The organism is Calidithermus chliarophilus DSM 9957 (genome assembly GCF_000430045.1).
GTDB lineage: Bacteria > Deinococcota > Deinococci > Deinococcales > Thermaceae > Calidithermus > Calidithermus chliarophilus.
Genome location: NZ_KE387028.1, coordinates 49,307 through 71,938 on the forward strand (window position 1 = coordinate 49,307; position 22,632 = coordinate 71,938).

The 22,632-nt window shown below is 68.2% G+C and carries 23 protein-coding genes and 1 pseudogene; 9 read left to right on the forward strand and 15 right to left on the reverse strand.

The window, feature by feature from the left end; translation table 11 throughout:
* Positions 1-168: 168 nt before the first annotated feature.
* From MEICH_RS0121690 to MEICH_RS29030, 8 genes are all read right to left on the reverse strand, one after another.
* On the reverse strand, positions 169-465 hold the full coding sequence (locus MEICH_RS0121690) for a hypothetical protein (RefSeq protein WP_027894353.1): 297 nt from the start codon (positions 463-465) through the stop codon (positions 169-171).
* A gap of 65 nt (positions 466-530) precedes the next feature.
* Entirely contained in the window at positions 531-1,037 is a 507-nt protein-coding gene (locus MEICH_RS0121695; protein WP_245587741.1) for a hypothetical protein, read from the reverse strand.
* A 1-nt stretch (position 1,038) separates the two neighbouring features.
* Positions 1,039-2,343 carry a M16 family metallopeptidase gene (locus MEICH_RS0121700; RefSeq protein WP_027894355.1) on the reverse strand — a complete coding sequence of 435 codons (1,305 nt, stop codon included), beginning with the start codon at positions 2,341-2,343 and terminating at the stop codon, positions 1,039-1,041.
* Between the two features lies 1 nt (position 2,344).
* Positions 2,345-3,511, reverse strand: coding sequence for a peptidase M16 family protein (locus MEICH_RS0121705; protein ID WP_036219986.1), 1,167 nt, complete (start codon positions 3,509-3,511; stop codon positions 2,345-2,347).
* A 2-nt stretch (positions 3,512-3,513) separates the two neighbouring features.
* Entirely contained in the window at positions 3,514-4,926 is a 1,413-nt protein-coding gene (locus MEICH_RS30365) for a lanthionine synthetase LanC family protein (protein WP_027894357.1), read from the reverse strand.
* Positions 4,856-6,262: a class III lanthionine synthetase LanKC N-terminal domain-containing protein gene (locus MEICH_RS30370; RefSeq protein WP_027894358.1), complete on the reverse strand. Its 1,407-nt coding sequence runs from the start codon at positions 6,260-6,262 to the stop codon at positions 4,856-4,858. Before MEICH_RS30370 ends, MEICH_RS30365 begins: the two co-directional genes overlap by 71 nt.
* A gap of 20 nt (positions 6,263-6,282) precedes the next feature.
* Positions 6,283-8,097 carry an ABC transporter ATP-binding protein gene (locus MEICH_RS26460; RefSeq protein WP_051304423.1) on the reverse strand — a complete coding sequence of 605 codons (1,815 nt, stop codon included), beginning with the start codon at positions 8,095-8,097 and terminating at the stop codon, positions 6,283-6,285.
* A 114-nt stretch (positions 8,098-8,211) separates the two neighbouring features.
* Positions 8,212-8,349, reverse strand: coding sequence for a class III lanthipeptide (locus tag MEICH_RS29030; RefSeq protein ID WP_157202966.1), 138 nt, complete (start codon positions 8,347-8,349; stop codon positions 8,212-8,214).
* 370 nt (positions 8,350-8,719) lie between these two features.
* On the opposite strand from MEICH_RS29030, the gene MEICH_RS0121730 reads away from it, so the two are divergent.
* A complete protein-coding gene (locus tag MEICH_RS0121730) occupies positions 8,720-8,995 on the forward strand; it encodes a hypothetical protein (RefSeq protein ID WP_027894359.1) in 276 nt (91 codons plus the stop codon).
* A gap of 646 nt (positions 8,996-9,641) precedes the next feature.
* Here MEICH_RS0121730 and MEICH_RS0121735 read toward each other — a convergent pair.
* The 5 genes from MEICH_RS0121735 to MEICH_RS0121755 form a co-directional block, all read right to left on the reverse strand.
* The gene (locus tag MEICH_RS0121735) at positions 9,642-10,259 is read right to left on the reverse strand and encodes a DUF305 domain-containing protein (protein WP_036219987.1); all 618 of its coding nucleotides are present in this window, start codon (positions 10,257-10,259) and stop codon (positions 9,642-9,644) included.
* A 75-nt stretch (positions 10,260-10,334) separates the two neighbouring features.
* Complete coding sequence (locus MEICH_RS0121740; RefSeq protein ID WP_027894361.1) at positions 10,335-11,237, reverse strand: cation diffusion facilitator family transporter; 903 nt, start codon at positions 11,235-11,237, stop codon at positions 10,335-10,337.
* 126 nt (positions 11,238-11,363) lie between these two features.
* Positions 11,364-11,873, reverse strand: a complete 510-nt coding sequence (gene lspA, locus MEICH_RS26465) for a signal peptidase II (protein WP_051304424.1) — start codon at positions 11,871-11,873, stop codon at positions 11,364-11,366.
* Positions 11,874-11,961: 88 nt separating this feature from the next.
* A complete protein-coding gene (locus MEICH_RS0121750) occupies positions 11,962-14,214 on the reverse strand; it encodes a heavy metal translocating P-type ATPase (protein WP_157202967.1) in 2,253 nt (750 codons plus the stop codon).
* Positions 14,215-14,376: 162 nt separating this feature from the next.
* A complete protein-coding gene (locus tag MEICH_RS0121755) occupies positions 14,377-14,754 on the reverse strand; it encodes an ArsR/SmtB family transcription factor (RefSeq protein ID WP_036219988.1) in 378 nt (125 codons plus the stop codon).
* A gap of 290 nt (positions 14,755-15,044) precedes the next feature.
* On the opposite strand from MEICH_RS0121755, the gene MEICH_RS29035 reads away from it, so the two are divergent.
* Positions 15,045-15,182, forward strand: a complete 138-nt coding sequence (locus tag MEICH_RS29035; protein ID WP_157202968.1) for a hypothetical protein — start codon at positions 15,045-15,047, stop codon at positions 15,180-15,182.
* A gap of 13 nt (positions 15,183-15,195) precedes the next feature.
* Here MEICH_RS29035 and MEICH_RS27510 read toward each other — a convergent pair whose 3' ends face one another.
* Both MEICH_RS27510 and MEICH_RS0121770 read right to left on the reverse strand, forming a co-directional pair.
* Complete coding sequence (locus MEICH_RS27510) at positions 15,196-15,864, reverse strand: DUF3105 domain-containing protein (RefSeq protein ID WP_051304425.1); 669 nt, start codon at positions 15,862-15,864, stop codon at positions 15,196-15,198.
* Positions 15,865-16,410: 546 nt separating this feature from the next.
* Positions 16,411-16,902 (reverse strand): hypothetical protein, encoded by a 492-nt coding sequence (locus tag MEICH_RS0121770; RefSeq protein ID WP_051304426.1) that lies wholly within the window; start codon positions 16,900-16,902, stop codon positions 16,411-16,413.
* Between the two features lie 581 nt (positions 16,903-17,483).
* Between MEICH_RS0121770 and MEICH_RS26475 the strand changes: the two genes are divergently transcribed.
* The 7 genes and pseudogenes from MEICH_RS26475 to MEICH_RS0121810 all read left to right on the forward strand — a co-directional run.
* Entirely contained in the window at positions 17,484-18,032 is a 549-nt protein-coding gene (locus MEICH_RS26475) for a copper resistance CopC family protein (RefSeq protein WP_147372549.1), read from the forward strand.
* Positions 18,033-18,116: 84 nt separating this feature from the next.
* On the forward strand, positions 18,117-18,557 hold the full coding sequence (locus tag MEICH_RS0121785; protein WP_245587742.1) for a copper chaperone PCu(A)C: 441 nt from the start codon (positions 18,117-18,119) through the stop codon (positions 18,555-18,557).
* Between the two features lie 95 nt (positions 18,558-18,652).
* Entirely contained in the window at positions 18,653-19,225 is a 573-nt protein-coding gene (locus MEICH_RS0121790) for an SCO family protein (RefSeq protein WP_420804474.1), read from the forward strand.
* Between the two features lie 101 nt (positions 19,226-19,326).
* Positions 19,327-19,908, forward strand: a complete 582-nt coding sequence (locus MEICH_RS0121795; protein ID WP_036219989.1) for a metal-dependent transcriptional regulator — start codon at positions 19,327-19,329, stop codon at positions 19,906-19,908.
* Between the two features lie 46 nt (positions 19,909-19,954).
* Complete coding sequence (locus MEICH_RS26480) at positions 19,955-21,130, forward strand: multicopper oxidase domain-containing protein (RefSeq protein WP_036219990.1); 1,176 nt, start codon at positions 19,955-19,957, stop codon at positions 21,128-21,130.
* The gene (locus tag MEICH_RS0121805; protein ID WP_051304429.1) at positions 21,127-22,326 is read left to right on the forward strand and encodes a ZIP family metal transporter; all 1,200 of its coding nucleotides are present in this window, start codon (positions 21,127-21,129) and stop codon (positions 22,324-22,326) included. The genes MEICH_RS26480 and MEICH_RS0121805 overlap by 4 nt, the downstream gene beginning before the upstream one ends.
* A gap of 34 nt (positions 22,327-22,360) precedes the next feature.
* Positions 22,361-22,516 (forward strand): annotated as a pseudogene (locus MEICH_RS0121810) (transposase); the annotation flags it as partial.
* Positions 22,517-22,632: the final 116 nt, after the last annotated feature.

A 22,632-nucleotide genomic window follows, 5' to 3' on the forward strand; every position in this document is an offset into this window, starting at 1 on the left:
AGGTCGTAGAGGTAGCGCCGCACCCCCCGCGGGCTGTGGCCCTTCTCCAGCAGCAGGTAGCGCTCGTAGGCGGCGAGCTCCCGCCCCTGCTGCGCGGCCGCGCCCTCGGGGAGGGGGTTGCCGCCGTTACCCACGGGTCCTGACACGCTCGCTCCGCCGCCCTTCCCCTCACTCCCCGGGCAGGCCCTCGTCGACGACCAGCAGCGCCCCGGGCACCAGCGCCCGCGCCGCCTCCAGCAGCTCCGCGCGCGCCCGGGAGGCGGCGTCGAGGGGGGCGGTGCGCTCGGCGAGGGTGCGCCCGTCGCGGGGGTCGGCCAGCCGCCAGGTGGCCCGCCCGCCGGGGCGGTCGCGGCGCAGCAGCAGCAGGCGGGGGTTGCGGCAGTCGTCCCAGGTGTACACCTGGCCCACCGGGCGCTCGGGCCCCCCGGCGGGGAGCTGGTCTTCGGGTCGTTCCTCGGGCTCCACAGCTTGCTCCTCCGTCTCCGTCCTGCCGATTCCTGCCGATTGTACCCGCCACGCCCGCCGGCCTCCTAGCCCGGCCGGCGCCGGGGGAGGGGGTGCTCGCCCCGGGTTTCCTCCCAGGCCCCGACCCCCAGCGCCCCCTCGCGGAGCCAGCGCTCGAGGGGGTCCTCCGCCTCGAAGGCGGCCAGGACCTTGGCGAACCCCTCCGGGCTCAGGTAGTGCCAGCGCGGGCCCTCGAGCCGCTCCCAGTCCGCGAAGGAGACCGTGCTGGCCACGCCGTCGGCGCGGCTCCAGTGGATCCAGTGCAGCCTCATCCGGTCGAGGCCGTGCGGGGCCAGCAGCTCCTGGCGCACCTTGCGGCAGACTTGCTCTAGGGCGTTGGTGACCGAGGGGCCGCCGTGGTCGTCCTGGTCGCGCAGCACCACCAGCACCACCAGGCCCAGCCGGTAGACCTCGACCTCGCAGCGGCCCTCGCCGCCCCCCAGGCCGGGGTAGGCGAAGGCGGGGTGGGAGATCTCCTTCATGGTTCCCTCCGGGATGGCCTCAGTGTAGCACATCATCCGTGAAAGGTACATTTCACGGATGATGTGGGCGGTGCCAAGGCACCCCCTGGCCGCACCGGATTTTCAGCCCTACTAGGAATGACCCACAGGCGCTGGGGCCAACCTCGGCCGCCGGTTCACGGGGGGAAGACATAAACCTCCGATGAGGAAACGGTGCCCGCGCCAAGTAAGCGGCGACGTCGGCCGTTCGCAGCTGCTCAACAGCAAGGGCGAGTTCATGCGGGTCGTGGACCTGGCCATAGAGCGTGAATTGCTCCCCCAAGGAGAGCACCCGGTCCAGCGGGGACGCCGTCAGCTGCAGATGGGCGACGGCGACCTGTTCCTCCAGACCCTCGAGCAACCCAGCCGGGCAACCCTCACCCTCCAGGGCACGGAAGGCCGCCTGGATCCCTGGACCGACCTCCCCCCGGAGTTCGGCATCGTAGCCCACGATCACGAAACAGCCCGTCCACGCGGCTGTGGCCTGTGGCGCGACGAGCAGCGAGGTGGCCACCCCGCCCAGCTCGAGCGCCTGGACGAAAGGGAGGCGCCGGTCGGTGAGCATCTGCCGCACTACGGCCTCGGCCGCAAAGTCGGGGTGCCCCGGGGGCACGCCTGGCACCACCGCAACCGCGATCGGTTCGCTAAGACCTGGAGCGCCGCCGGACAGGCCAGCCGGGCAAGGGGGGTGGTACCCGGTCGGTGGGCGGGGATCGGAAGGTGAAGTCAGCGAGATTCGCTCCGCCCACTCAAGCACCTCGTCCCAGTCAAAGTTCCCGCCGACGCAGACGGCGGCGTTGGCAGGGGTGTACCACCTCCTGTGGAACGCGCGCACCGCGTCGACAGTGGCACGCTGTAGGTCGGCAGCGCTGCCTATGGGGCTGAGGCTACGCCCCGATATGCGCCGCCAGACGGCCTCGACGGCACGCGCCATTGCGTCGGTGCTTGTCTCGGTCATTTCATTGAAAATAACGGCCTTCTCCGCTATCAAGTCCTCAGCCGCAAACGTAGGGGCGAATACCAGGGTGGCCAGCCCGTCTAGGAGGGTGGCAACGTGCTCCGGTCGCGTCACCCCAAAGTAGCAGACGTAGTCTCTGGCCGTGTGGGCGCTGACCCAGGCACCGCAACGGGCGAGCTCACCACCGGGGGCCAGCAGGCGCCGGGTCTCGCGGAAGATCAGGTGCTCCACGAGGTGGGCGACGCCCTCGAGGCCGCTCTCCTCGCAGCGACTTCCCGCCTTGACGAAAAGCGCGATCGCAGCGTAGGACGACCCGTCCATGGGCAGCCCGAGGGCGCCGAGGCCGGTACCTATACCCGTATGCCAAGTGAGGACCGCCACCTTAGCCCTCCTCCAGCGGTTGATCCGATTCGACCACCGCCCAGTGGCAGGTCGGGTCGGCGGTAGCAAGCCGATCCAGCAATCCTTCCAATGTCGCCGCCTCACAGAGGGCTACCAGATCATCGAGGGCCCGGGGAGAACCCCACAGGGCCAAGTGCTCCGCCAAGGCCACGGCTCGAGCGGCCGGGGCGTGGTCCTCCTCGAGGAGCTTGAGCACCGTGAGGCTGCGGTACTTCTCGAACTTTGGATCGTCCAGCCAGCCACCTACACTGGCTAAGGCTCCCGCCAGCGCGTGGTACGCCGGTCTGGCCCGGTCAGCCGCGGTTGAGAGCAGGACCACGGGCAAGCCATAGCTCCCCGCCAGTTCCCGGGAGCAGTTGGCCGAGTAGATCAGTCCGTCCCGGTTGCGCAACGCCTCCACCAGTAGTGCGCTTGTGTCGGCGGCTAAAGCATGGCAGAGGATGTGGGTGTACACAAACGACTCCGGATCCTGGGGGAGCGGCGGAAGCGCGCACGCGACGACGGCGTGGCGTCCCAAGCTTCGGGCGCGCACGGTACGGGTGGGGCCGAACGTCACGGGCAACGCCTCTATAGGCAGACCGCGGACCTGCTCCAGCAGGTCCTCTGGCTGCTCAGCCCCCACGATGGCCAGGTTGGCACCCTCCGGGCCGAGCCGGGCGAGCAGTGCGGCAGCCTGCGCCGCTCCCGGCCCGGCCGACCAAGCCGGGAGTCCGTTGTGACTCTGCGCATACACGAGGCGCCGGAGCACCACTGCGGGGGGCTCTGCGCTCGAGGGGGTGGGCTCGCTGCGGGCGCGAGTGTCCAGCAGTCCCCGGATGAGTGCCTCCCCTTGTATGGCTGAAACGCTGAGCAACTCCCGCAGGAAGCTTACGACTTCCGGTAGCTTTTTCCGGCGGGCCACGAAGGTGAGCGAGGCGGTGTGGGGCCCCAGCGCCTTCGTGACGGTGACGCCCCCGGCCTCGAGGGCCTCAACCCAGGGCTCCACGGCACCCCAGGTGGCCTCGAATACCGCTTGCGCAAGGCCGGACCAGCCTGGAGGGTCGGCAGCATACCCGAGAGGCAGCGTCAGCCGCGCTGCGGAGAGGACGGTGCGCGGTTCGGGGCACACCGCCACCAGCAGGCCGTTTTCGAGGTGTTCGTATACCAAATTCAGGCGCTCCCAGCGGTTTGGACGGGTTCGGCTGCGCGGATAAACTCAGGCACCAGGCTGTCCAGCATGAAGTTGAAATTCTCGGTGCGCTCACCACGGAGTGCCCGGCGCAGGCGATCGAGGAATGCGATAATCCCCGCCGACCCGGTGCCGAAGTCGGTCGAGATCCTGAGCAGCTGCTGGCCGGGGAAGGCGAGCCCGGACAGCCGCTCGACCCGGAATAGGAGGATGCCGTCGGCGGTCCGGTGGGCCTCCTGCAGGAAGCGCGGGTCTCCGGTGAACTCATACACGTCCAAAAGGGTGTTGCCCAGCCCAGCGAGCCCCTGGAAGAGGTTGGGGAAGGCCGTGTACCAGCGGCAGCAGTCGGGGATGAGCCGGTCGAGCACCCCCTTGTAGCGGGTCTCCCCAGTGTAGCGCCAATAGCGCAGAAGCGCCGTCACCACTCCCGCGCTCCCGTCGACCCAGTAGTGGCTAACGACGTTGTCGTCAGGATCGTTCGGGTCTCGCTTGAGGCTATCGACGTCAGGCATTTCGGGATAAGGCATCACATGTCGCAGGTCCCACTCCAGCGCCTCCTTGCCGAGTTCAAGGTACGCCGCGTCTTGGGTGGCGTGCGCAAGGTACAGGAGAAACAGAGCTACGCCGCTTCCACCCCGGGCGTATCCGGTGTACTTTTGCAGCTGTTGGGAGGTCCACAGGGTCTCCCGGTTCTCTACAGCTCGCTGCCGTATCTCCCTCCCGGCCCGGTCGGCCTCGTCGAGCCACCGCTGCTGCCGGGTCCGCTCGTAGGCCGCCAGGCAGGCGAGGCCGTAGCCGCTCGTCCCGTAGAAAAGGCTGCTCTCCTCGAACAGGAGCGGGTGCCTGGAGGCGAGCCGTAGCAGCCGATCTGCCAGGTCCTCGAGGCCCTGCTCCCGCAGAACCCAGGAAACGCCGCAGAGCCCCAGGTAGAGCCCAGGGGTCATCCGCTCGGCGTTGAGGTGGCGGTAGCCTTTGTCGAGAACCCAAGCCAAGACCCAGCCTGGAACCGGCTTCCCGATCGTCTTGAGGGCGTGGACCACCCCAGCCACGCCGTAGGCCACGCTCAGCGGGTTGGACTGGCGGGAAGCGATGTCACCCGGGAAGAGGCGGGTGTCACGTGAGGAGTCCGCGCTGCTCAGGATGTACTCCACCGCCCGGTCCACGACGGACTCGAGCACGTCCTCCGGCGGCAAGGTGTCCAGGTCCTGCGGTTCCAGTGGCACCACGCCGTCCTCAAGGACGCGCACGACCTCCTCGACGGTCGGCCGCTCCGCAGGGTCGGGGCTCAGCAGCCCAGCGATGGCGCCGGCGCCGTGGACCTGCTTAGGTAGCCCGAAGTACGCAGCAGCCCTGTCCAGGAAACGGCCAGCTGCCGCCGGCTCGAGCTGAAACATCAAGTTCCCCGGCAGCAGGTTGTGCAGAAAGATCGCCCCGAGGGAGTAGGCGTCGTCCGCCCAGTCCCGGGCCCCCTCCTGAAAGTGCCGTTGGCTGGCGAACCCCGGGGTCGAGAAGCGGTTGAATGCGTCCACACCGCACTCCACGCTGCTCTCGAGGTCGATAAGCTTTACAGTCCCCCGTTTGGGGTCCGTTAGCACCACGCACCACGTTCCTCACCGAAAAGTCGCAGTGGAGCACGTTATGCCGTTTGAACTCTAGCATCGCCAGTGCGAGGTGGTACCAGACCTTGCCGATCTCCTCCAGGTACCGCCTGCGGTCGTCCGGGCCCGGGTTGATCCGGCTGATCACCGGGTTGTGTCCCATCACGAACGTCACCAAGTCCATGCCCTCAACGAATTCCTCCGCGAGGAAGAGGTGCTCGCCTTCCTCGAACAGGGCGACCGGGGCGGGTACCAGCTCAGTAGGCGCGAGCTTCGCCAACAAGCGCCACTCCTTCCGGAGCCTGCCGACGGCGTCCAGCCCGTCGCCCACGTTCTCGGAAGTGTACGGGCGTGCTTCTTTGATCACCACGGCCCCGCCTGTCGTAGAGTCGGTTGCCCGGTATACGCCGCCACTGGTACTGAACGACAGCGCTCCCTCGACCACGAAGCGCCCCTGCCCCAACGTGAGGGTCTCGGTGGGACCCTCATCCTCCTCGCCAGGGTCGAAGGGGTCGGTGACCCAAGCGGGGCAGTGCCAGTAGGGAACCCGGAGGTCTGGCACGATACTCCCGTGCGGGTCCACCAGCTGCTGGGCAGCCCTGCCGTCGAGCGACAGCTCGGCCTTCCCCAAGAACGCCCCGTAGCAGTAGTGCACTACCTTGGAATCCTTGTACCTACGGTCCGAGAGCACATAAGGACCCTCGAACCCCTTGAACTCCTCGTATAACACTTCGCAGACGTGCTTAAACTGCTCGTCCGAGTTAGGGTAGACGACGATGAATTTGCACGCTGCAGGCCGAGGGTAGCCCTTCGAATTCATCCGGGTAAGGAGGCCAGGGTCCGAGACGCACTTGAAGGCAAGGTTCAGCTCAACGCAGACTCGGCAGGCCCGCTCGAGCACCTCTAATGACCGTCCTAGCGTGGATGAAAGGTGGATCTTCCAACCCTGGAGGCGAACCGGGTAGTTTGGGGGCGTGGCGAAGATCCAGACCTCACTGCGGATAACCTCCCACGAGGGAGGCACCAACCGGCGCACCACCTCGAGGTGCTCGTACGAGATCGGGATCCGGTCGGGCTTTTCGTAGAATTCGGGGTGTGCTGCCAGGAGCAGCGGTTCAAGTTCCCACTCCATATTCCTTGTACCTCACGCACTCAGTCCACAATGCCGTTTGCGCCGACAGGGGTGTTGTATGCCGCTGCCTGCAAGTCCCACAGCGCGCGGTATTCGCCGTTGAGCCACAGCAGTTCGGTGTGCGAGCCCTGCTCGACGACACAGCCATCCTTGAGTACGAAGATGTGGTCGGCCATCTGCACCGAGGCCAGGCGGTGGGTGATGAGGAGGACGGTCTTGCCCCGGCTGAGCTCGGCAAAGTTCAAATAGAGCTCGTGTTCGCTGCGAGGGTCGAGGGCGGCAGTTGGCTCGTCCAGCACAACCAGATCGGCAGTCTCGCCCCTCATGAACCCTCGGGCAAGCGCGAGCTTTTGCCACTGACCGCCGGAGAGCTCGATTCCCCCGAAGGGCCGCCCGATCTGGGTCTGGTAGCCCGCCTCGAGTGAGTCCACCACGGGTCCGATCCCCGACTTGGCCGCCGCTGCCTCGACCCGGGCCTCCAGCTGGGGGAGGTCAACTCCGCCGAGCGCGATGTTCTCAAACACGGTCAGGTTGTAGCGTGCAAAGTCCTGGAAAACTGCGGTGATGCGCCTGCGCCAAGCGTCGAGGTTGAGATCGCGCAGGTCGTGGCCGTTAACCAGGATCTGACCCTCCGTGGGGTCGTAGAAGCGCATCAGCAGCTTCACCAAGCTCGTCTTGCCCGCCCCATTCTCGCCCACGATCGCGTAGACCTTGCCGGGCTCTAGGGTCAGGCTGATGCCCTTCAAGACGGGCACCCCGGGTAGGTACGCGAAGCTGACGTCTCGGTACTCGACGCGGGGCGGTAAGGTGGGTTCGAGCCTCACCCCGTGCTTCTTCTCCGGGAGCCCAGGCTCCCGCGCCAAGTACTGCTGAAGCTGGCGCATGTAGAGCAGGTCATCCGCGAACGATGCCGACAGCTGGATGAAGTTCGCCAGGTTGTCCTGGATGCCGACGAGCGCCTGCAGGAACAGTACGAGCGCCCCGACCTGCGCCAGCCCCCGCAAGGCCTGGTCCGCGATGAAGAGGACGCAGGCCGCGATGACCCCGAGGTTCACCATTCCGAGCGCCGCAGCGAACGTTAGCGCCCGGACCCGGGCGGGAGTGCGGGCCGCGACCATGGTCTCGAAGGTCCGTCGGTACAGGTTGAGGAAGTAGGCGCCCAGGTTGAACAGCCGGACTTCTTTGGCGAACTGGGCGTCGAGCAGCACCGTGGCGTAGTGGGCAAGCTTGCGCGCCTCCACCATGGTGTGGCTCATCACCCGCCAAATCCCGTTCTGCAGGCTGGCGGCAAACGCGACTTGCGGGATGAGGCTGGCGAGCACCACCGCCGGGATCCACCAAGCGATGGGGGACAGGAGCGCGAGCAGGGCGGCGATAGTGATGAGGTTCTGAGTGAGGTAAAGGGTCCGTAGGACGAACATCGATGGCCGGGCCAGGGCCTGCTCCTGCAGCAGCTGGATCTCGTTGTAGAACTGTGGGTCCTCGAACGGCCGGAGATCCTTGAGCTGGGCGGCTTTCTCCATCAGTGAGAGCCGGGCCAGCCCCGAAACCTTCTCGTTCAGGCGGGTTTGCACGTACGACGCGAACGGGCTAATGAGGTACTGCCCTGCCACCGCCAAGCCCAGCACCGCTGCCGTGGTTAGGAAATCCTGCCGGTCCGCTGTTCCTCCGCCAAGCAGAGCGGCCAGTTGGCTGACCACAAGCTGGGTCAGCCAAGCCACCACTGCAGGGAGCAGGCCCTGGAGCAAGGTGGTTGCCGCGGTGAACGCCAACTCCGCCGGCGCAATCCTCATCGCGTAGCGAAACCCGAAAACCACATCCTGTATCGCCATCATGCCCTTGACCCCAAAGGAATATGGGCACAAAGGCCCGGACCAACCCGAACCTTTGTGCCCGGCACCGCAGCCAAGGTTCCGCCTCCTTGCCGACAGTTGCGGTAGGCTCAGACGCTAGGGGCAGTAGGTCGTCTGGCAGCCCCCGCCCGTGCAGCTGCTGGAGTAGCACGAGCTGCAGCTAGGCATCACCATGCCGTTGACGCGCTTGTCCTTCACCTGGAGCCTCTGAAGCTTGAGCACGTTCTTACGCATAGATCCTCCAATGCAATCAAGTCAAAAGCCTAGACCTGGCTGCGGTGGCGAACCAGTGCGTGGGGATATCAAACCCCTAAACACGACAGGGACTGTTTCTTTGTCCTACTGTCAACTGCCACCTAGACTCTGTCCTAATCCTAATACAAAGGCGCTCTGGAATTTGCAACCCTCCTAGAGCTTTCATTAAGGGTAGCCCCGGTACCTTTCGAGGTTAACCTCGGCACGTTCTGTTTCATATCTCTCCCCTGGACCTGGCGATCTCCGGCCCCGACAAGCACGGCAGGCTGTACCTGGCGAAGGCAAAACCCACTCGCGCTTTTCCTCGCGCGAGTGGATCAGGAGCGCCCTCAAGGGCTTCCTGAAACTGGTGGCTGAGCACCTCCAGGGCGAGGAGCGCTCGCAGTTCCACCGGGTCGTGCGTTACCTGAAGCGCTGGCGGGACCGGAACTTCCCCGATGCGGGCAACGCGGCCCCGGTCGGGATCGCCGTGACCGTGATGGCTCTGAAGGCCTTCCGGCCCTCCGTCGACCGAACGGGCAGGCCGGATGACCTGAAAGCGCTCAGCACGACCGTCAGGGGCATGCTCGAGCCGTTCCATTTCTTGCTGTTTTCCCCCGGACGGCAGTGGCCAAGCTGCTGGTGAAGCCCTTCGACCACGTGCTATCCTACATGACGCCCAAACAGAACCACCGGGCCGGAGTAGCAGGAACGGCGGCTGGACGGTCAGGGGGGCCACAGGCTTAGCCGGCGTTACTTTACGGAAACGCCGGTTTCCGAAAAAATTCTTAAGCGCCCCGGGGGGGGCACGGCCCCCGCTATGCTGTGGGGTTGCGCCCGGGACCGAACGTGCGTGCCGCACGGTCTGTACCCCGGTCCACGGGCGCGGGGCGGGCTCGAGGGGCCCGGACCCCCAAACCCTTAAACCCCCAAACCCCATAGGGGGTTTTGGGCTTCTGGGTTTCGGGGCTTCGGGGGCTCGAGCCCCGGCCCCGCACCCCCTCGAGCCCCCCTCCCTCCCCTCCCCCGCCCCCCTTCTTCCCTGGACTTGGCCCAGCTTGCCCGTTCCTGGACCCATCCCGTGTAGGAGGGCCGTCCTGGACGGGTTCGAAACCCTCGACCACGTAAAACGGCCTATAAGGCCCCCCCGAGGGGTACCCCAAGGGTTGGACGGGGATGCCCGGCCCCAAGACCCAGCCCTACCGGGTGCTGGCCCTCGTCAAGGGACGGCTCGAGCCCTTCGTGACGCTCTGAGGACACCCGGGGATCCGGGCGTTCGCCGGGGGTCCGCCTCAGTGCGGGTGCCCGGCGGCAGGGGGCGGCTCGAGCGGCTCTCCGCCCCGCTGATCGAGCAGCTGCCGCATGGACTCGATCTCTAGGGCCTGGCTGCCGGCCATCGCCGCCAGGAGCCGCCGGGCCGCGGGGTTCTGCGCCGCTTCCAGGGCCGGCCCCATCATGGCGATGGCCCCCTGGTGGTGCCGGATCATCAGCTGCAGGAAGCGGGCCTCGGCCTCGCGCCCGGTGAGCGCGGCGAAGGCCCGCATCTCTGCCTCGCTGGCCATGCCCATCTCGGCCACCTGCCGGGGGCTGAGGCCGTGGCGGAGGAGCCCCATGAGGGGGCGTCGCCACACGGGGAGCCAGGTCCTCATCTGCTCGATCTGCGACTGCTGGGTAGCGATGATGTCGGCGGCGGTAGCCTGTAGGGTGGCGTCGTCGGTGCGGCTTTGCAGCATCCGGGCCATCTCCACCGCCTGGGCGTGGTGGGGGATCATGTGCAGCGCGAAGCGGGCCTCGGAGCGCGGGGTCAGGGCGTCCCAGACGAGCGCGGCCAGGGCCGTCACCAGCGCAAGCCCTGCGAACCGGAGCCAGGGCCTGGCGCGGGTTGGATTCTTGCTCGGAAGGGTCTGCATGTTCACCTCTTAGTCGGCGCGTCTGATGAACTGTACTTCGTCCGTTGAGTGTGCCTGCATGTTTACCTCCTAGGGTTACTCCCAGCGCGGGTGGGCGTGCTCCTCGGCCGCGCGCAGGGCCGGGGTCTCCAGCTGCACCGTGACGTGCCCGATCCCGTGGCCCTCGGCCACCGCCCGGGCCAGGGGGATCACGTTGACGTCTGGGGTGTCCATCACCAAGTGCACCGAGAGGTTGTGCTCCCCGCCGGTCGTGGCCCAGACGTGCAGGTCGTGGGCCTCTTGCACGCCGGGCAGCGCCTCCAGCTCGGCCTGCAGCTTTAAAAGGTCCGCCCCCTCGGGCACCCCCTCGAGCAGGACGTTCACGCTGGCCGAGAGCAGCACCCAGGTGCGGGGCAGCACCCACAGACCGATCAGCGCCCCCAGCAGCGGGTCCACCCAGCCCCAGCCGGTGAAGAAGATCACCACCGCCCCGGCGATCACCGCCACCGAACCCAGCAGGTCGGAGAGCACCTCGAGGTAGGCTCCCCGCACGTTGAGGCTCTCCCGGCTCCCGCCCATCAGGAGGCGGGCCGCGATCAGGTTCACCGCCAGACCGCCGACGGCAACCAGGAGCATGGGCAGGCTCTGCACCTCGGCGGGCTCGCGCAGGCGCTGGTAGGCCTCGAGGAGGATGTAAAAGGCCACGACGAACAGCACCGCGGCGTTCACGGCCGCCGCCAGGATCTCGAGGCGGCGGTAGCCGAAGGTGCGCTTCGGGTCCGCCGGCCGCTGGCCTAGCCGGATCGCCAGGAGCGCGATCAGCAGCCCCATCACGTCGGTGAACATGTGGGCGGCGTCGGACAGGAGCGCCAGGCTGCCGAAGACCAGCCCGCCCACCACCTCGGCCAGCAGATAACCCCCGGTCAGGGCTAAAGCCCAGCGCAGCCGGGCTTCGGGCACCTCACGGGCGGCCTTGCCGTGCTCGTGGCCCCGGCTCATGCGCCTACCTCCCGCGCCCAACCCGTTTCCAGAGTACCGCCGCCACCGCCACCAGGGCCAGCACGGCAACGAGGAGCGTGGCATCGAGGACGGAGCGAACGGGGGCCAACGGGTTTAGCGCCAGGGCTACCGCCCATGCCGATCCTCCTTCCAGCGTACAGGACGCGCCCGCGGGACCAAGAGCAGGACAACCCCCGAGACCAGCCACACGTCGGCCAGGTTAAAGACCGGGTAGTCCTGCCCATAGAGGGACCGGGTCAGCACGGACAGGGTGTGCGAGTAGAGCATGTCCACCACCGTGCCGTCGACCAGCTGGTCCAGCCCGTTGCCCAAGGCCCCGCCCGCGATCAGCGAGAGCGCCACGCCGGCGGCTGGGGGCGGGGCCTTCCAGGCCAGGTAGCCCAGCAGGGCCAGCCCCACCCCCAGCCGGACCAGCACCAGCAACCCAGTCTGGCCCGACAGCAGCCCCCAGGCCGCGCCGGGGTTGAAGCCCAGCGCCAGCGAGAGCACCCCGGGGGCTAGCGGCTGGGGGTGGCCGGGCTCGAGGTGGCCCAGCGACCACCCCTTGAGGGCAAAGTCCAGGCCCACCCACAGCCCCACCAGGACCAGCGGGAGCCAGCGCGTGCCGCGGCTCATTCGCCCCCCTCCCCGCGGGCCGCCCGCGCCCGGGGCCCGACCAGTCGGGGGCGGCGCCGGAAGCATGGTGCAAAGCCGGCCATCAGGATCACCGGAAGCGCAGCAGCCGCAGTGAATTCAGCGTGACCAGCGCGGTGGCCCCGGTGTCGGCCAAAATGGCGGGCCACAGCCCGGTGACGCCCAGCAGGGTGGTGGCCAGGAACACCGCCTTCAGGCCCAGCGCGAAGGCGATGTTCTGCGCCACGACCCGCATCGTGCCCCGCGAGAGCCGGATCAGGTCGCTCACGCCCGTTACGGAGTTCCTGAGCAGCGCGGCGTCGGCGGTCTCGAGGGCCACGTCGGTGCCCCCTCCCATGGCGATGCCCACGTCGGCCTGGGCCAGGGCGGGCGCGTCGTTGATGCCGTCGCCCACCATCGCCACCTTCTGATTCCCCTTCTCCGCTCGCCTGAGCTCGCCGATGATGCGGAGCTTGTCCTCCGGCATCAGCTCGGCCCGCACCTCCAGGCCCAGCCCCTCGGCGATGGCCTGGCCGGTGCGGGCGTTGTCCCCGGTGAGCATCACACCCTCCACGCCCAGCTGCTTGAGTTGGCTCAAGGCCTCCCGCGCATCGGGACGGGGCTCATCGCGGATGGCGATCAAGCCCAGCAAGGCAGGAGGGTCCAGGAGCAGCACCACGGTCTTGCCCTGGAGCTCCATCGCCTCGATCTGCCCGGCCACCTCTGCGGCCAGGGGAGCGAGCTCGGCTGCGTACTTGGGCGAGCCGACCACCAGGGTTCGGCCCTGCACGATGGCTTGTGCCCCCTTGCCCTGGACGGCCTGCTGGTCGCTGGAAGGGGGCGCCGTGGCCCCCACCTCGTCGGCCTTCTCCACGATGGCTTTGGCCAGGGGGTGGGAGGAGCCCTGTTCGACCGCAGCGGCGAGGCCCAGCAGTTCGGCCTCGGAGCCTTCCAGGGCAACCACATCGATCACCCTGGGCTTGCCGGCGGTCAGGGTGCCGGTCTTGTCGAAGGCGACGGTGCGGACGCGGGCGAGGGTCTCCAGCACCGCGCCCCCCTTGATCAACAGGCCCCGCCGCGCCCCCGCCGAGATGGCCGAGGTGATGGCCGCCGGCACCGAGAGCACCAGCGCGCAGGGGCAGCCGATCAGCAGGATCGCCAGGGCCTTGTAGAGCCACTCGTGCCAGGCTCCGCCCAGGAACAGGGGGGGGACCACCGCGATCAAGGTCGCGACCGCCAGAACCCCAGGGGTGTAGTAGCGGCTGAAGCGGTCGATGAAGCGGGCGGTGGGGGCTTTGGACCCCTGGGCCTCCTCGACGAGGTGGATGATGCGGGCAATGGTGTTGTCGGAGGGGTCCTTGTCCACCCGCACGGCGAGCACCCCGTCGGTGTTGATGGAGCCAGCAAACACGCGGTCACCGGGGCCCTTGCTGACCGGCACCGATTCTCCGGTCACCGGCGAGTCGTCCAGGGCCGAGAACCCGCTCAGGATGGTGCCGTCGGCGGGGACCCGCCCGCCCGGGCGCACCTGCACCACCTGCCCGACCCGCAGGCTACTGGCGGGGACCTCGCGGGTACGGATGTCTTCCCCTTCCCCCTCGAGGAGGAAAGCGGTCTTGGGGGCCAGGGCGGCTAGGGCTTTGATCCCTGCCCTGGCCCTTCCGGCAGCGATGCCTTCCAGCAGTTCGCCCACCGCGAACAGGAAGACCACCACCGCGGCCTCGGGGGCCTCGTCGATCACGACCGCGCCGATGGCGGCGATGGTGACCAGGGTGTTGATGCTGAAGGGGTTGCCCAGCCTCACCCCGGCCCAGGCCTTGCGGGCCAGCGGCCAGACCCCGATCAGGGTGGCAGCGATGTAGCCCCAGCGTGAAAGCTGCGGCTCGATAAAGCCGAAGACGAGGGCCGCCACCAGCAATACGCCGGTAGTGATCACCTCGCGCCCTTGGCGGGTGGCGTGCCAGGGCTTGTCCTCCAGCTCGTGGACGTGTTCGCCGTCCTGGGCCCTAGCCTCACCCCGGTCAGGGTGATGGGCGGCCTCTTCCGGGTGGGTATGGCTTTTGGTACCGTCCGGGACCCGCAGGGTGGGCTTATAGCCCAGGGAGCGTATCCTGGCCTCCAGGCTTTCCCTCGGCGTGACCGACTCGTCCAGGTTGAGCCGCAGCACCTGCGTGGTGAAGGCCACGCGGGGGTTAGACGCTCCGGGGGTGCGGTTCACCAGGGCCTCGATCTTGTTGGCGCAGTCGGCGCAGTCCATGCCCTCGACGAGGTAGCACAGTTCGGGGGCCTCCGGGGCGGGGTCCTGCACGGGGGCGGGGGCGGTTCGGCGGGGGTTGGGGTTCATCGGGCCTCCTGTCGGGAATAACCATTCAACACATGAACGATCATTCAACCACTGCCCCGAGGATAACATATGAGCAACTGTTCAACAATAGACGCGGAAGGAGAACACGAGGGCCGCCGAGTGGCGGCCCTCCGGTGTCCTTGGCCAGGTCGGTGCTACGCCCTACTCGGCGGCGTGCTCGAGGGCGCAACGTAGGATCGAGGTAACGTGGGCGTCTGCGAGGCGGTAGAAGGCTTGCCGCCCCTCCTTGCGGAAGGTTACTAGGTTGATGGAGCGCAGGAAACGCAACTGATGCGACACTGCCGACTCGCTCATGCCTACCACCGCCGCGATGTCGCACACGCACAACTCCTCGACCGACCACAGCGCCGAGAGGATGCGCATGCGGGTGGGGTCGGCGACGGCCTTAAGCAGCTCGGAGGCTCCGGCGATGGCCCCTGGGGCGGGCATCCCCTGACGGGCCCGGGCCACGGCCTCGGCGTGGACGACCTTGACCTCGCAGACTGCCGGATCAGGGACGGTGGGTGTTGAGACGGCCATATCAATAAGGTAGCACAACGCGAACGGCGTGCCCCGGGCTCACACCCCCAGCGCCCTGATCGCCCTCGCAGCTCTCCTACACACCCTCGAGGGAGGGGTGCGGGCAGGGCTCCACCCCACCTACCGCGCCCAGACCAAACCTGGGCAGTGCGGAAGAGCGCGTTCTTGTGCGACTACCTCCAGCTTGAGTCCCTGCACCCGGAGATCCAGGGAGCCTGAACATCATCGAGGCCTGGGAGGCGCTAACAACTTTGTCTTCATCTTCTACGGCAAGGGCCCCGAAGGCACCAGTGACCGCGACAAGGACCGGGAGACTCTCCCGCGTCGCCCGCGCCTCGACCACCGGCCCCACCACCTCGGCCGCCTCGAGCGGGAGCACCGGCGGCAGGCTCAGCCCCAACCCCGCCAGCAGCCCCAGGCCCAAGTAGGGGCGCACGCGGCTCATCGCACCGGGTTCTCCGGCCCCCGGCCCCGGTAGGTGTCCACGAAAGCGGCGGCGGCTGAGGGGTCCCAGCGCTCCAGCCGCAGGGTCTTGTTCCAGGCCGTGAGGATCACACCCGGCCCCAGGCCCGCTACGGGGGTCACCACCAGCCCGTCCCAGGCCCCGCGGAAGCGGGCCGCCCAGCCCTGGAGGGCCTGCAGCGCGCCCTCGCCCGGCCGGTCATAGTAGACCACCACATTGCCGTGCTCGAGGGAGTGCACCAGCTTCTCCTCCGGCTGGGGGGCGGTGTAGAAGCCCGCGTCCACCCAGTCGGGCCAGTGGGTCCCCGAGGTCGGCGGGCTGCTGACGTAGCGCAGGTCCTGGCCGAGGCTCGAGTGGGCCCGTCCGGCGTCGGCGCCGATCTCCACCCGTCCCAGCGCCGCCGCTCCCTGCGCCACCAGGGCCTCGAAGCCGGCCTCTGCCTGCCGCGCGTGCCACCCCAGCCAGCCCCCGTAGGCCAGGCCGATGGCGGCGAGGGCGGCCACCACCCAGCGCCCGGCGACCCGCCGGGGCGGGGAGGTCTTGGGCGGGTCCTGTCTCGGAGCTCTCGGGCTGGGCGTGCGGTTTCCTCTTGGCCGTTTGCGTGTAGCCGCCTTGGGGGCGAACCGGTTGCTGGGGTTCTTGGACATGGTGAGGGCCTCCTTGATGGCCAGGGCGCTGCCGGTCGCTCGAGCGCGGCCCGGCAGCGGGATTTCTGGACGCGGCGGGGTTGAGGGCGCAGGCAGCCCCTTGTTCGTAGGGAAAGGCCGGGGGTTCACCCCCAGGCCCCGGGTCGGGAAGGTTTCAGCCTGCCACAGGCGCGCCGGGTCAGGCCCGCGGCGGCGGTCGGGGCACCGCGAGGGCGAGCTGCTGGCGCCGCAGTGCCGGTCCAGCAAAGGGCCGAGGGAAGCAGGGCGCGAATAGCCCCGCCCCACCTGCCTCGGCGGCCCAGCAGTGCCCGGCCGGGCACTGCTGGTGACCCCAGGCACAACCTGGATCCGACGGGAGCTGTGGCCCGGCCTGCAGCGCGGGGAGGTGCCCATACCCGGGGCTCGGATGCCCGGCTCCGGCTCGCGGCAACAGCACAAGGAGCGCCGTCAGGGCCAGGACCAGCAGCCCCCGCCCCGGCCCGAGACCCCGCGGTTTATCCGTCCCGCCCTGCGGCCGCTGAAGAGTGCCTCGAGCGGGGCCGGGCCTCAGCCCTCTCCGCGCCATCGGCCGATCCGCCACAGCCACAACCCCCCTGCTAGGGTCATCCCCACCATCACCAGGCCGAGCGGGTTGGCCCCGGCCGCCTCCCCCCATATCACCCCCTGGGCGCTGGGCACCGGCAGGCCCACCGTGCGGGTCAACAGGAAGGCGATCACCAGCAGCAGCGCCAGCCAAGCCCCGCCCCGGTAGCTGCGCGCGGGCGGGGCCCCGGCACCGGGGCGGTCGGCGGCGTCCAGCAGCAGCAGCAGGCCGGTGAACACCGCGTACAGGAGCTGGAAGGAGAGCAGCCCCATGAACAGCAGCGCGTACCAGAAACCGGCGGGCTGCTGGTCCAGCGGCAGATCCCGCCCGCGGAACAGCGCGCCGCACAACCCCCCGCCCAGTGCCCCGCCGAAGCCCAGCAGCTGGAGGAAGAAGGGCAGGGCCAGCAGCGCCAGCGCCCACTGGGGCGCGGGTCGGGGACCGGGAGCCGTCATACTTGAACCATTGTTCATCTTTCTGCTACCTTGAGTCAAGGGGCAGGACGATCGTCCCGGGGAGATCCCCATAGGGTGAACGGAAGAGTGAACAGGCCATGACCGCGCCGCAGACCACCGCCCCCCGCCGGGCCCTGTGGGTCTGGATGCTGGCTTTGACGTGTCTGCACCTCGCGCTCGAGGCCGTGCCCGGGGTCAGGGCGGCGGGCGGAACCTCCGCCGCCCTGACCCTCGAGCAGCTCACTCAACACAACCGACTCCCCGCGCAGCTGTGCGGCGGCCAGCCCTCCGGCGGCCCCGACGACGAAACGCACGGCGACGGCGAGCGCTGCTGGCTGTGCGCCTTTCCGCTGCTGGGAGCTCCCGCTCGGCCCGAACCGGCGGCGCCGCGGGCGGCACGTCTGGAGGTCCCCCCGCGGGGCTACTGCCCGGTCCTACCAGCCCCAACGCGGGCGGCAGCAGCGAGGGCCCCGCCCGCCGAGGCCCGGGGCCCTCAGCCCTTGCCGCTCGCCCGACTCCGGGCGAAGATCCAACCCTGACCCCGCGCAAAAACCCTACCCGAACGCTCGTGGGAGGTCTGTTTGACAAGCAAATTCCGGCCAGCTCTGCTAGCTTTAATGGCCCTAGCGACCGTCCTCGCACCGCTGGCCCGAGCTCACGCCGACGGGGTGATCTCAACCCTCGAGGCGAACGAGCGCCTAAAGGTCAGGCCCACCGAAGTTCGGCTCACCTTTAACGAGCCGGTCGAGCTCAGGTTCTCCACCCTCAAGGTCTACCCCCTGCACGACCCAGCCCGGCTACGCACCCGGACCAAGGCCTTGGTCGGCCGGGTGCTCAGGCTGAAAGGGGACGAGACCCCGCGGGCCGACCTCGGCCCCAAAACCCCCCCGCGCACCACTCGGGCGGCGGTCATCGGCCTGAAGCCCGGCCTCAAGCCCGGGGCCTACATGGTGATATGGCGCGTCCTGTCAGTGGACACCCACCCTAGCGAGGGCTTCTTCGTCCTTCACCTACCGGCCCTAGAGCGTGTTAGGCACTTTGGTGTAGCCGCTGTCCAAGACGGGGTTACAACGTGCCTCGGGCTAGGTCGGAAGAGGCCAGAAGCCGGGTTCAGCACGAGACTTTTCTAAAAGTTCATAACACGCTCTGGGAAACCGGGACACCCGGAGGAGAGCGTCACAGACCGAGGACTACGAGATCAAAGGAGAGCACGAATGTCGATGCCACGAACCCTCATACACGCTGCGCTGCTGGCGCTGGGGCTCACCCTGGCCCAGGCCCCCGTGGTCCGAGTGCAGGACCCCTACGTCCGGTTGGTGCCCCCGACCCTCAAGGACACCGCGGCCTACATGACCCTGGAGAACCTGGGCACAAAGCCTCTGCGGCTTGTCGGGGGGAGCACCCCGGCGGCCGCGATGGTGATGCCGATGCGGGGGGTGAGCGAGGTCCGGGGCGGGCAGGAGGTCAAAGGGATGCGCCCGGTGGAGCACCTCGAGATCCCCCCCAAGGGCCGCCTGGTGCTCAAACCCGGCGGCGATCACCTGATGCTGGTGGGGCTCAAAGCCCCCCTCAAGGAGGGCCAGAAGATCCCGCTCACCCTGCGCTTCGCGGGGGGCCTGAGCCAGACTCTGGAACCGACCGTGCAGGCGAGGTGAACATGTCCGACCCTATCCAAGGCCCAGACCATGGCCGAACCCGAGCCCAACCCCTGAGGCGGCCACTTCAGGCCGTCGGCCTGCTGACCGGGGCGGTGGGCTTGGCGGCCCTGCTAATCTTCGCCCTGCCCCGCATGGGGGCCTACAAGCCTTACGGCACCCCGCTGCTCGATCCCCGGCCCGCTGCCGACTTCCGCCTGACCGGCTCCGACGGCAAGGCGTACACCCTAAAGAGCTTCCGCGGCAAGGCGGTGCTGATCTTCTTCGGCTTCGTCAACTGCCCCGACGTCTGCCCCACCACCCTGGCCGAGCTGAGCAAGGTGTACCAGGCCCTCACCCCTGCCGAGCAGGGGCGGGTGCAGGTGCTGATGATCACCGCCGACCCCGAACGCGACACCCCGGCGGTGCTGGAGAAATACGTGACCTTCTTCGACCCCCGCTTCCTCGGGCTCACCGGGACCCCCAACCAAGTGGCCGAGGTGGCCAAGGGCTACGGGGTTTTCTACCAGAAGTCGCAGATCAAGTCGGCCCGGGAGTACAGCGTCGACCACACCGCCAGCGTCTTCCTGGTCGACCCCCGGGGCCGACTGCGGCTGATCTACGGCTACGGCAAGGCCCGGCAGACCGACCGGGTGTTGCAGGACCTGCGCTGGGTGCTGAAGGGCTGAACGCGGGGAAGGAAGGGCACAGCCCCAGAACCACCTGACCCGGCCGTCTGAATACTTTTCCAACCTTGACACTCATCTTAAGGCGGGGCTAAACTATTGGCGTGAATAGTTTAGCCCCGCCTAAATATGACCTCTCCGAGGCCCGGCAGGACTCCCTCCAGCAGGTCCTGCTGCTGGGCAAGGGCGTGCGGCTCACGGAGGCGGGGTACAAGGTAGCGCTGGAGGTGCTGCGCCACCACCGGCTGCTGGAAACCTACCTGCACCAGGCCCTGGGCTACGGCTGGGAGGAGGTGCACGCCGAGGCCGAGCGGCTCGAGCACCACATTTCCGAGGCCTTCGAGGCCCGCATTGCCGAGTGGCTGGGCCATCCCTCGCACGACCCTCACGGCGATCCCATCCCCACCGTCCACCTCGAGCTGCCCGATTCCCAGCCCTCCAGGCGACTGACTGCCCTCGGGGGCGGTGAATGGGGGGTGGTGACCCGCGTGGCCACGCAGGACCAGGACAGCCTGAACCTCTTCGCGCACCTGCACCTGCGGCCTGGGGCCAGGGTGGAAGTGCTCGAGCGCCTCGAGCAGGGAGTGCGGGTCCAGATCGGTAAAGAACGCTTTCTGCTGCCCATCAGCCTGGCTCAGGCGCTATGGGTAGCTGAGGAAGGTGGACGACTCGCCGATAGCTCATAGCTAATAGCCGATATGAGCTATCGGCAATAAGCAACGAGAGGTACATATGAGGAGCTTTCTTCCCAAACTGTTCTCCCGCCGCCAGGTGCTTCGCAGCCTGGGCGGGGTTGCCAGCGTGGCCGGCGCGGCGGCCTTGGGTCTTGGCCAGGGGTCGAAACCGGCCCCCCAGGGCGAAGTCGGTGGCCACAGCGGTCACTACATGGGCGCCGCCGACCCCAAGCAGATGGGCCACGGCAACAACCTGACCGTGGGGGCGGTCGATCACCAGGCCAACGGCTTCGACCCTCTGCGGCTTTTGGTGGACTGGGACTACGGCAAAGTGAGCACGCTGCCCAGCGGCCAGACCCTGCGCGAGTACGAGTTCGTGGCCCAGGAGAAGGAGATCGAGATCGCCCCTGGGGTGTTTTTCCCGGCCTGGACCTACAACGGGCGCGTGCCGGGCCCTACCATCCGCTGCACCGAGGGCGATCGCATCCGGGTGCGCTTCACCAACAGCTCGAGCCACCCCCACACCATCCACTTCCACGGCATCCACCCCGCCGAGATGGACGGCACGCCGCTGCCCGGCAACGGCGGCCTGGTCCAGCCGGGCCAGAGCTTCACCTACGAGTTCACCGCCGAGCCCTTCGGCTGCCACCTCTATCACTGTCACTCCCTCTCGCTCAAGCGCCACATCCACAAGGGCATGTACGGGGCCTTCGTCGTCGATCCCAAGGGAGGTCGCCCGCCCGCGCGCGAGTTCGTGATGGTGATGAACGCCTTCGATACCAACTTCGACGGCGGCAACGAGGTCTACGCGGTCAATAGCGTGGCCTTCGAGTACGCCCGGCGGGCCATCCCGCTGAAGCTGGGCGAGCTGGTGCGGATTTACCTGATCAACGTGCTCGAGTTCGACCTCATCAACACCTTCCACCTGCACGCCAACATGTTCGACTACTACGACCACGGCACCACGCTCGAGCCCACCCTGCGCCGGGTGGACACCATCTCCCAGGTGCAGGGACAGCGGGGGATCGTCGAGTTCCGCTACAAGTTCCCCGGGATGTACATGTTCCACCCCCATGTCTCGGAGTTCACCGAACTGGGCTGGATGGGGCACTTCAACGTGGTCAGGCCCGAAGACTTCGCCGAGGCCCTGCAGAGCGTGGGGCTCGATGCGGCCTGGGACCAGAAGAGCCTCCAGGGCAGCACCGTGCCCTGGAAAGGGGGTGAGCAGGCGTGAACGTCGAGCGCAACACCACACCCGCGAGCAAGGGAGGCTTTGGCTGGGCGCTGGCGCTGGTGCCGCTGTTGCTGCTGGGCCTGGTGCTGGCCTACCTGGTGACGACGGGCGGCGGGTTGCGGGAACTGGCCGGGCCTCCGCTCGAGAAGGTCACCATCCAGCGCATCACCCTGCCCGAGCCCGGCGTGATCAAGGTGGAGGTCGTCAACGACGGCCCGCAAGCGGTCACCATCCCCCAAGTGCTGGTGGACGAGGCCTACTGGGAATTCAGCGCCGAACCCTCCACGACCATTCCCCGGCTGGGGCGGGCCACCTTCACCATCCCCTACCCCTGGGTCGCGGAGGAGGCCCACGCCGTCACCCTGATCACCCGCCTGGGCACCACTTTCGAGGGGGAGATTCCGGCGGCGGTGCAGACTCCAAGCCTCGACGCCGGCCTGTTCTGGCGCTTTGGCCTGGTGGGCCTGTACGTGGGCGTCGTGCCGGTGGTGCTGGGGATGCTGTGGTACCCCTGGATGCGCCGCCTGGGCAGGCGGGCCATGAGCTTCGTCCTCTCCCTCACGGTGGGGCTCTTGGTCTACCTGGCGGTGGGCACCTGGCTCGACGCGCAGGAGTTCGCCGCCGAGCTGCCCGCCTTCTGGCAGGGGATTCCGGCGGTGATCCTGGTGGCCCTGATCGCCCTGGGCGTGCTCGTGGCCACCGGAAGCCACCGACCGGGCGCTTCCGGCGAGCGCAGCCCCCTGAGCCTGGCCTACCAGATCGCGCTGGGCATCGGCCTGCACAACCTGGGTGAGGGCCTGGCGATTGGCGCGGCCTTCTCTGCCGGGGAAGCGGCACTGGGCACCTTCCTGGTGCTGGGCTTCACCCTGCACAACATCACCGAAGGGGTGGGGATCGTGGCTCCCATAGTGCGGCAGAACCCCGGCCTCAAGCACTTCGCGCTGCTGGCCCTGCTGGCGGGGGGGCCGGCCATCCTGGGCACCTGGATCGGGGGCTTCGCCTTCAACCCGGTGCTGGCCACGCTCTTCCTGGCCGTCGGGGTCGGAGCCATCCTGCAGGTGGTGTGGGAGGTGGGCAGGCTGGTGGCCAAAGACAGCGCCCGGCTCGAGCTTCCCACCCTCAACTGGGTCAACCTCGGCGGCTTCGTGGCCGGGGTCGCGGTCATGTACCTTACTGCCTTCATGGTGAAGTTCTAGAGGGTGTTATGGACTTTAGGGCTAAGCCGGGGGGATGAGCCGGAAGCGGTACCCGAGCGACGTGAGCGACGGGGAGTGGGGGTTCGTGGCCCCCTACCTGACCCTGATGCGCGAGGACGCGCCGCAGAGGGGATACGCCCTGAGGGACGTGTTCAACGGCTTGCGCCGGGTGGTGCGGGCGTACACTCCTGATCCCGGCAGAACCCCTTCTCTCTAAAAGGGGTACTGACCCCCAAGGGAGGTCGAGAACCGCTTGCACCACAAGCGGGATGTGGTGTTCGGGGAGAATGCTTCGCGGAGCCGGAA

Coding starts and splice junctions, on each gene's coding strand:
- MEICH_RS0121695 (WP_245587741.1), bottom strand. CDS start 1,037: ATGTACCTTTCACGGATGATGTGCTACACTGAGGCCATCCCGGAGGGA.
- MEICH_RS30365 (WP_027894357.1), bottom strand. CDS start 4,926: ATGTTTCAGCTCGAGCCGGCGGCAGCTGGCCGTTTCCTGGACAGGGCT.
- MEICH_RS30370 (WP_027894358.1), bottom strand. CDS start 6,262: ATGGAGTGGGAACTTGAACCGCTGCTCCTGGCAGCACACCCCGAATTC.
- MEICH_RS26460 (WP_051304423.1), bottom strand. CDS start 8,097: ATGATGGCGATACAGGATGTGGTTTTCGGGTTTCGCTACGCGATGAGG.
- MEICH_RS29030 (WP_157202966.1), bottom strand. CDS start 8,349: ATGCGTAAGAACGTGCTCAAGCTTCAGAGGCTCCAGGTGAAGGACAAG.
- MEICH_RS0121735 (WP_036219987.1), bottom strand. CDS start 10,259: ATGCAGACCCTTCCGAGCAAGAATCCAACCCGCGCCAGGCCCTGGCTC.
- MEICH_RS0121740 (WP_027894361.1), bottom strand. CDS start 11,237: ATGAGCCGGGGCCACGAGCACGGCAAGGCCGCCCGTGAGGTGCCCGAA.
- lspA (WP_051304424.1), bottom strand. CDS start 11,873: ATGAGCCGCGGCACGCGCTGGCTCCCGCTGGTCCTGGTGGGGCTGTGG.
- MEICH_RS0121750 (WP_157202967.1), bottom strand. CDS start 14,214: ATGAACCCCAACCCCCGCCGAACCGCCCCCGCCCCCGTGCAGGACCCC.
- MEICH_RS0121755 (WP_036219988.1), bottom strand. CDS start 14,754: ATGGCCGTCTCAACACCCACCGTCCCTGATCCGGCAGTCTGCGAGGTC.
- MEICH_RS27510 (WP_051304425.1), bottom strand. CDS start 15,864: ATGTCCAAGAACCCCAGCAACCGGTTCGCCCCCAAGGCGGCTACACGC.
- MEICH_RS0121770 (WP_051304426.1), bottom strand. CDS start 16,902: ATGACGGCTCCCGGTCCCCGACCCGCGCCCCAGTGGGCGCTGGCGCTG.
- MEICH_RS0121785 (WP_245587742.1), top strand. CDS start 18,117: ATGTCGATGCCACGAACCCTCATACACGCTGCGCTGCTGGCGCTGGGG.
- MEICH_RS26480 (WP_036219990.1), top strand. CDS start 19,955: ATGAGGAGCTTTCTTCCCAAACTGTTCTCCCGCCGCCAGGTGCTTCGC.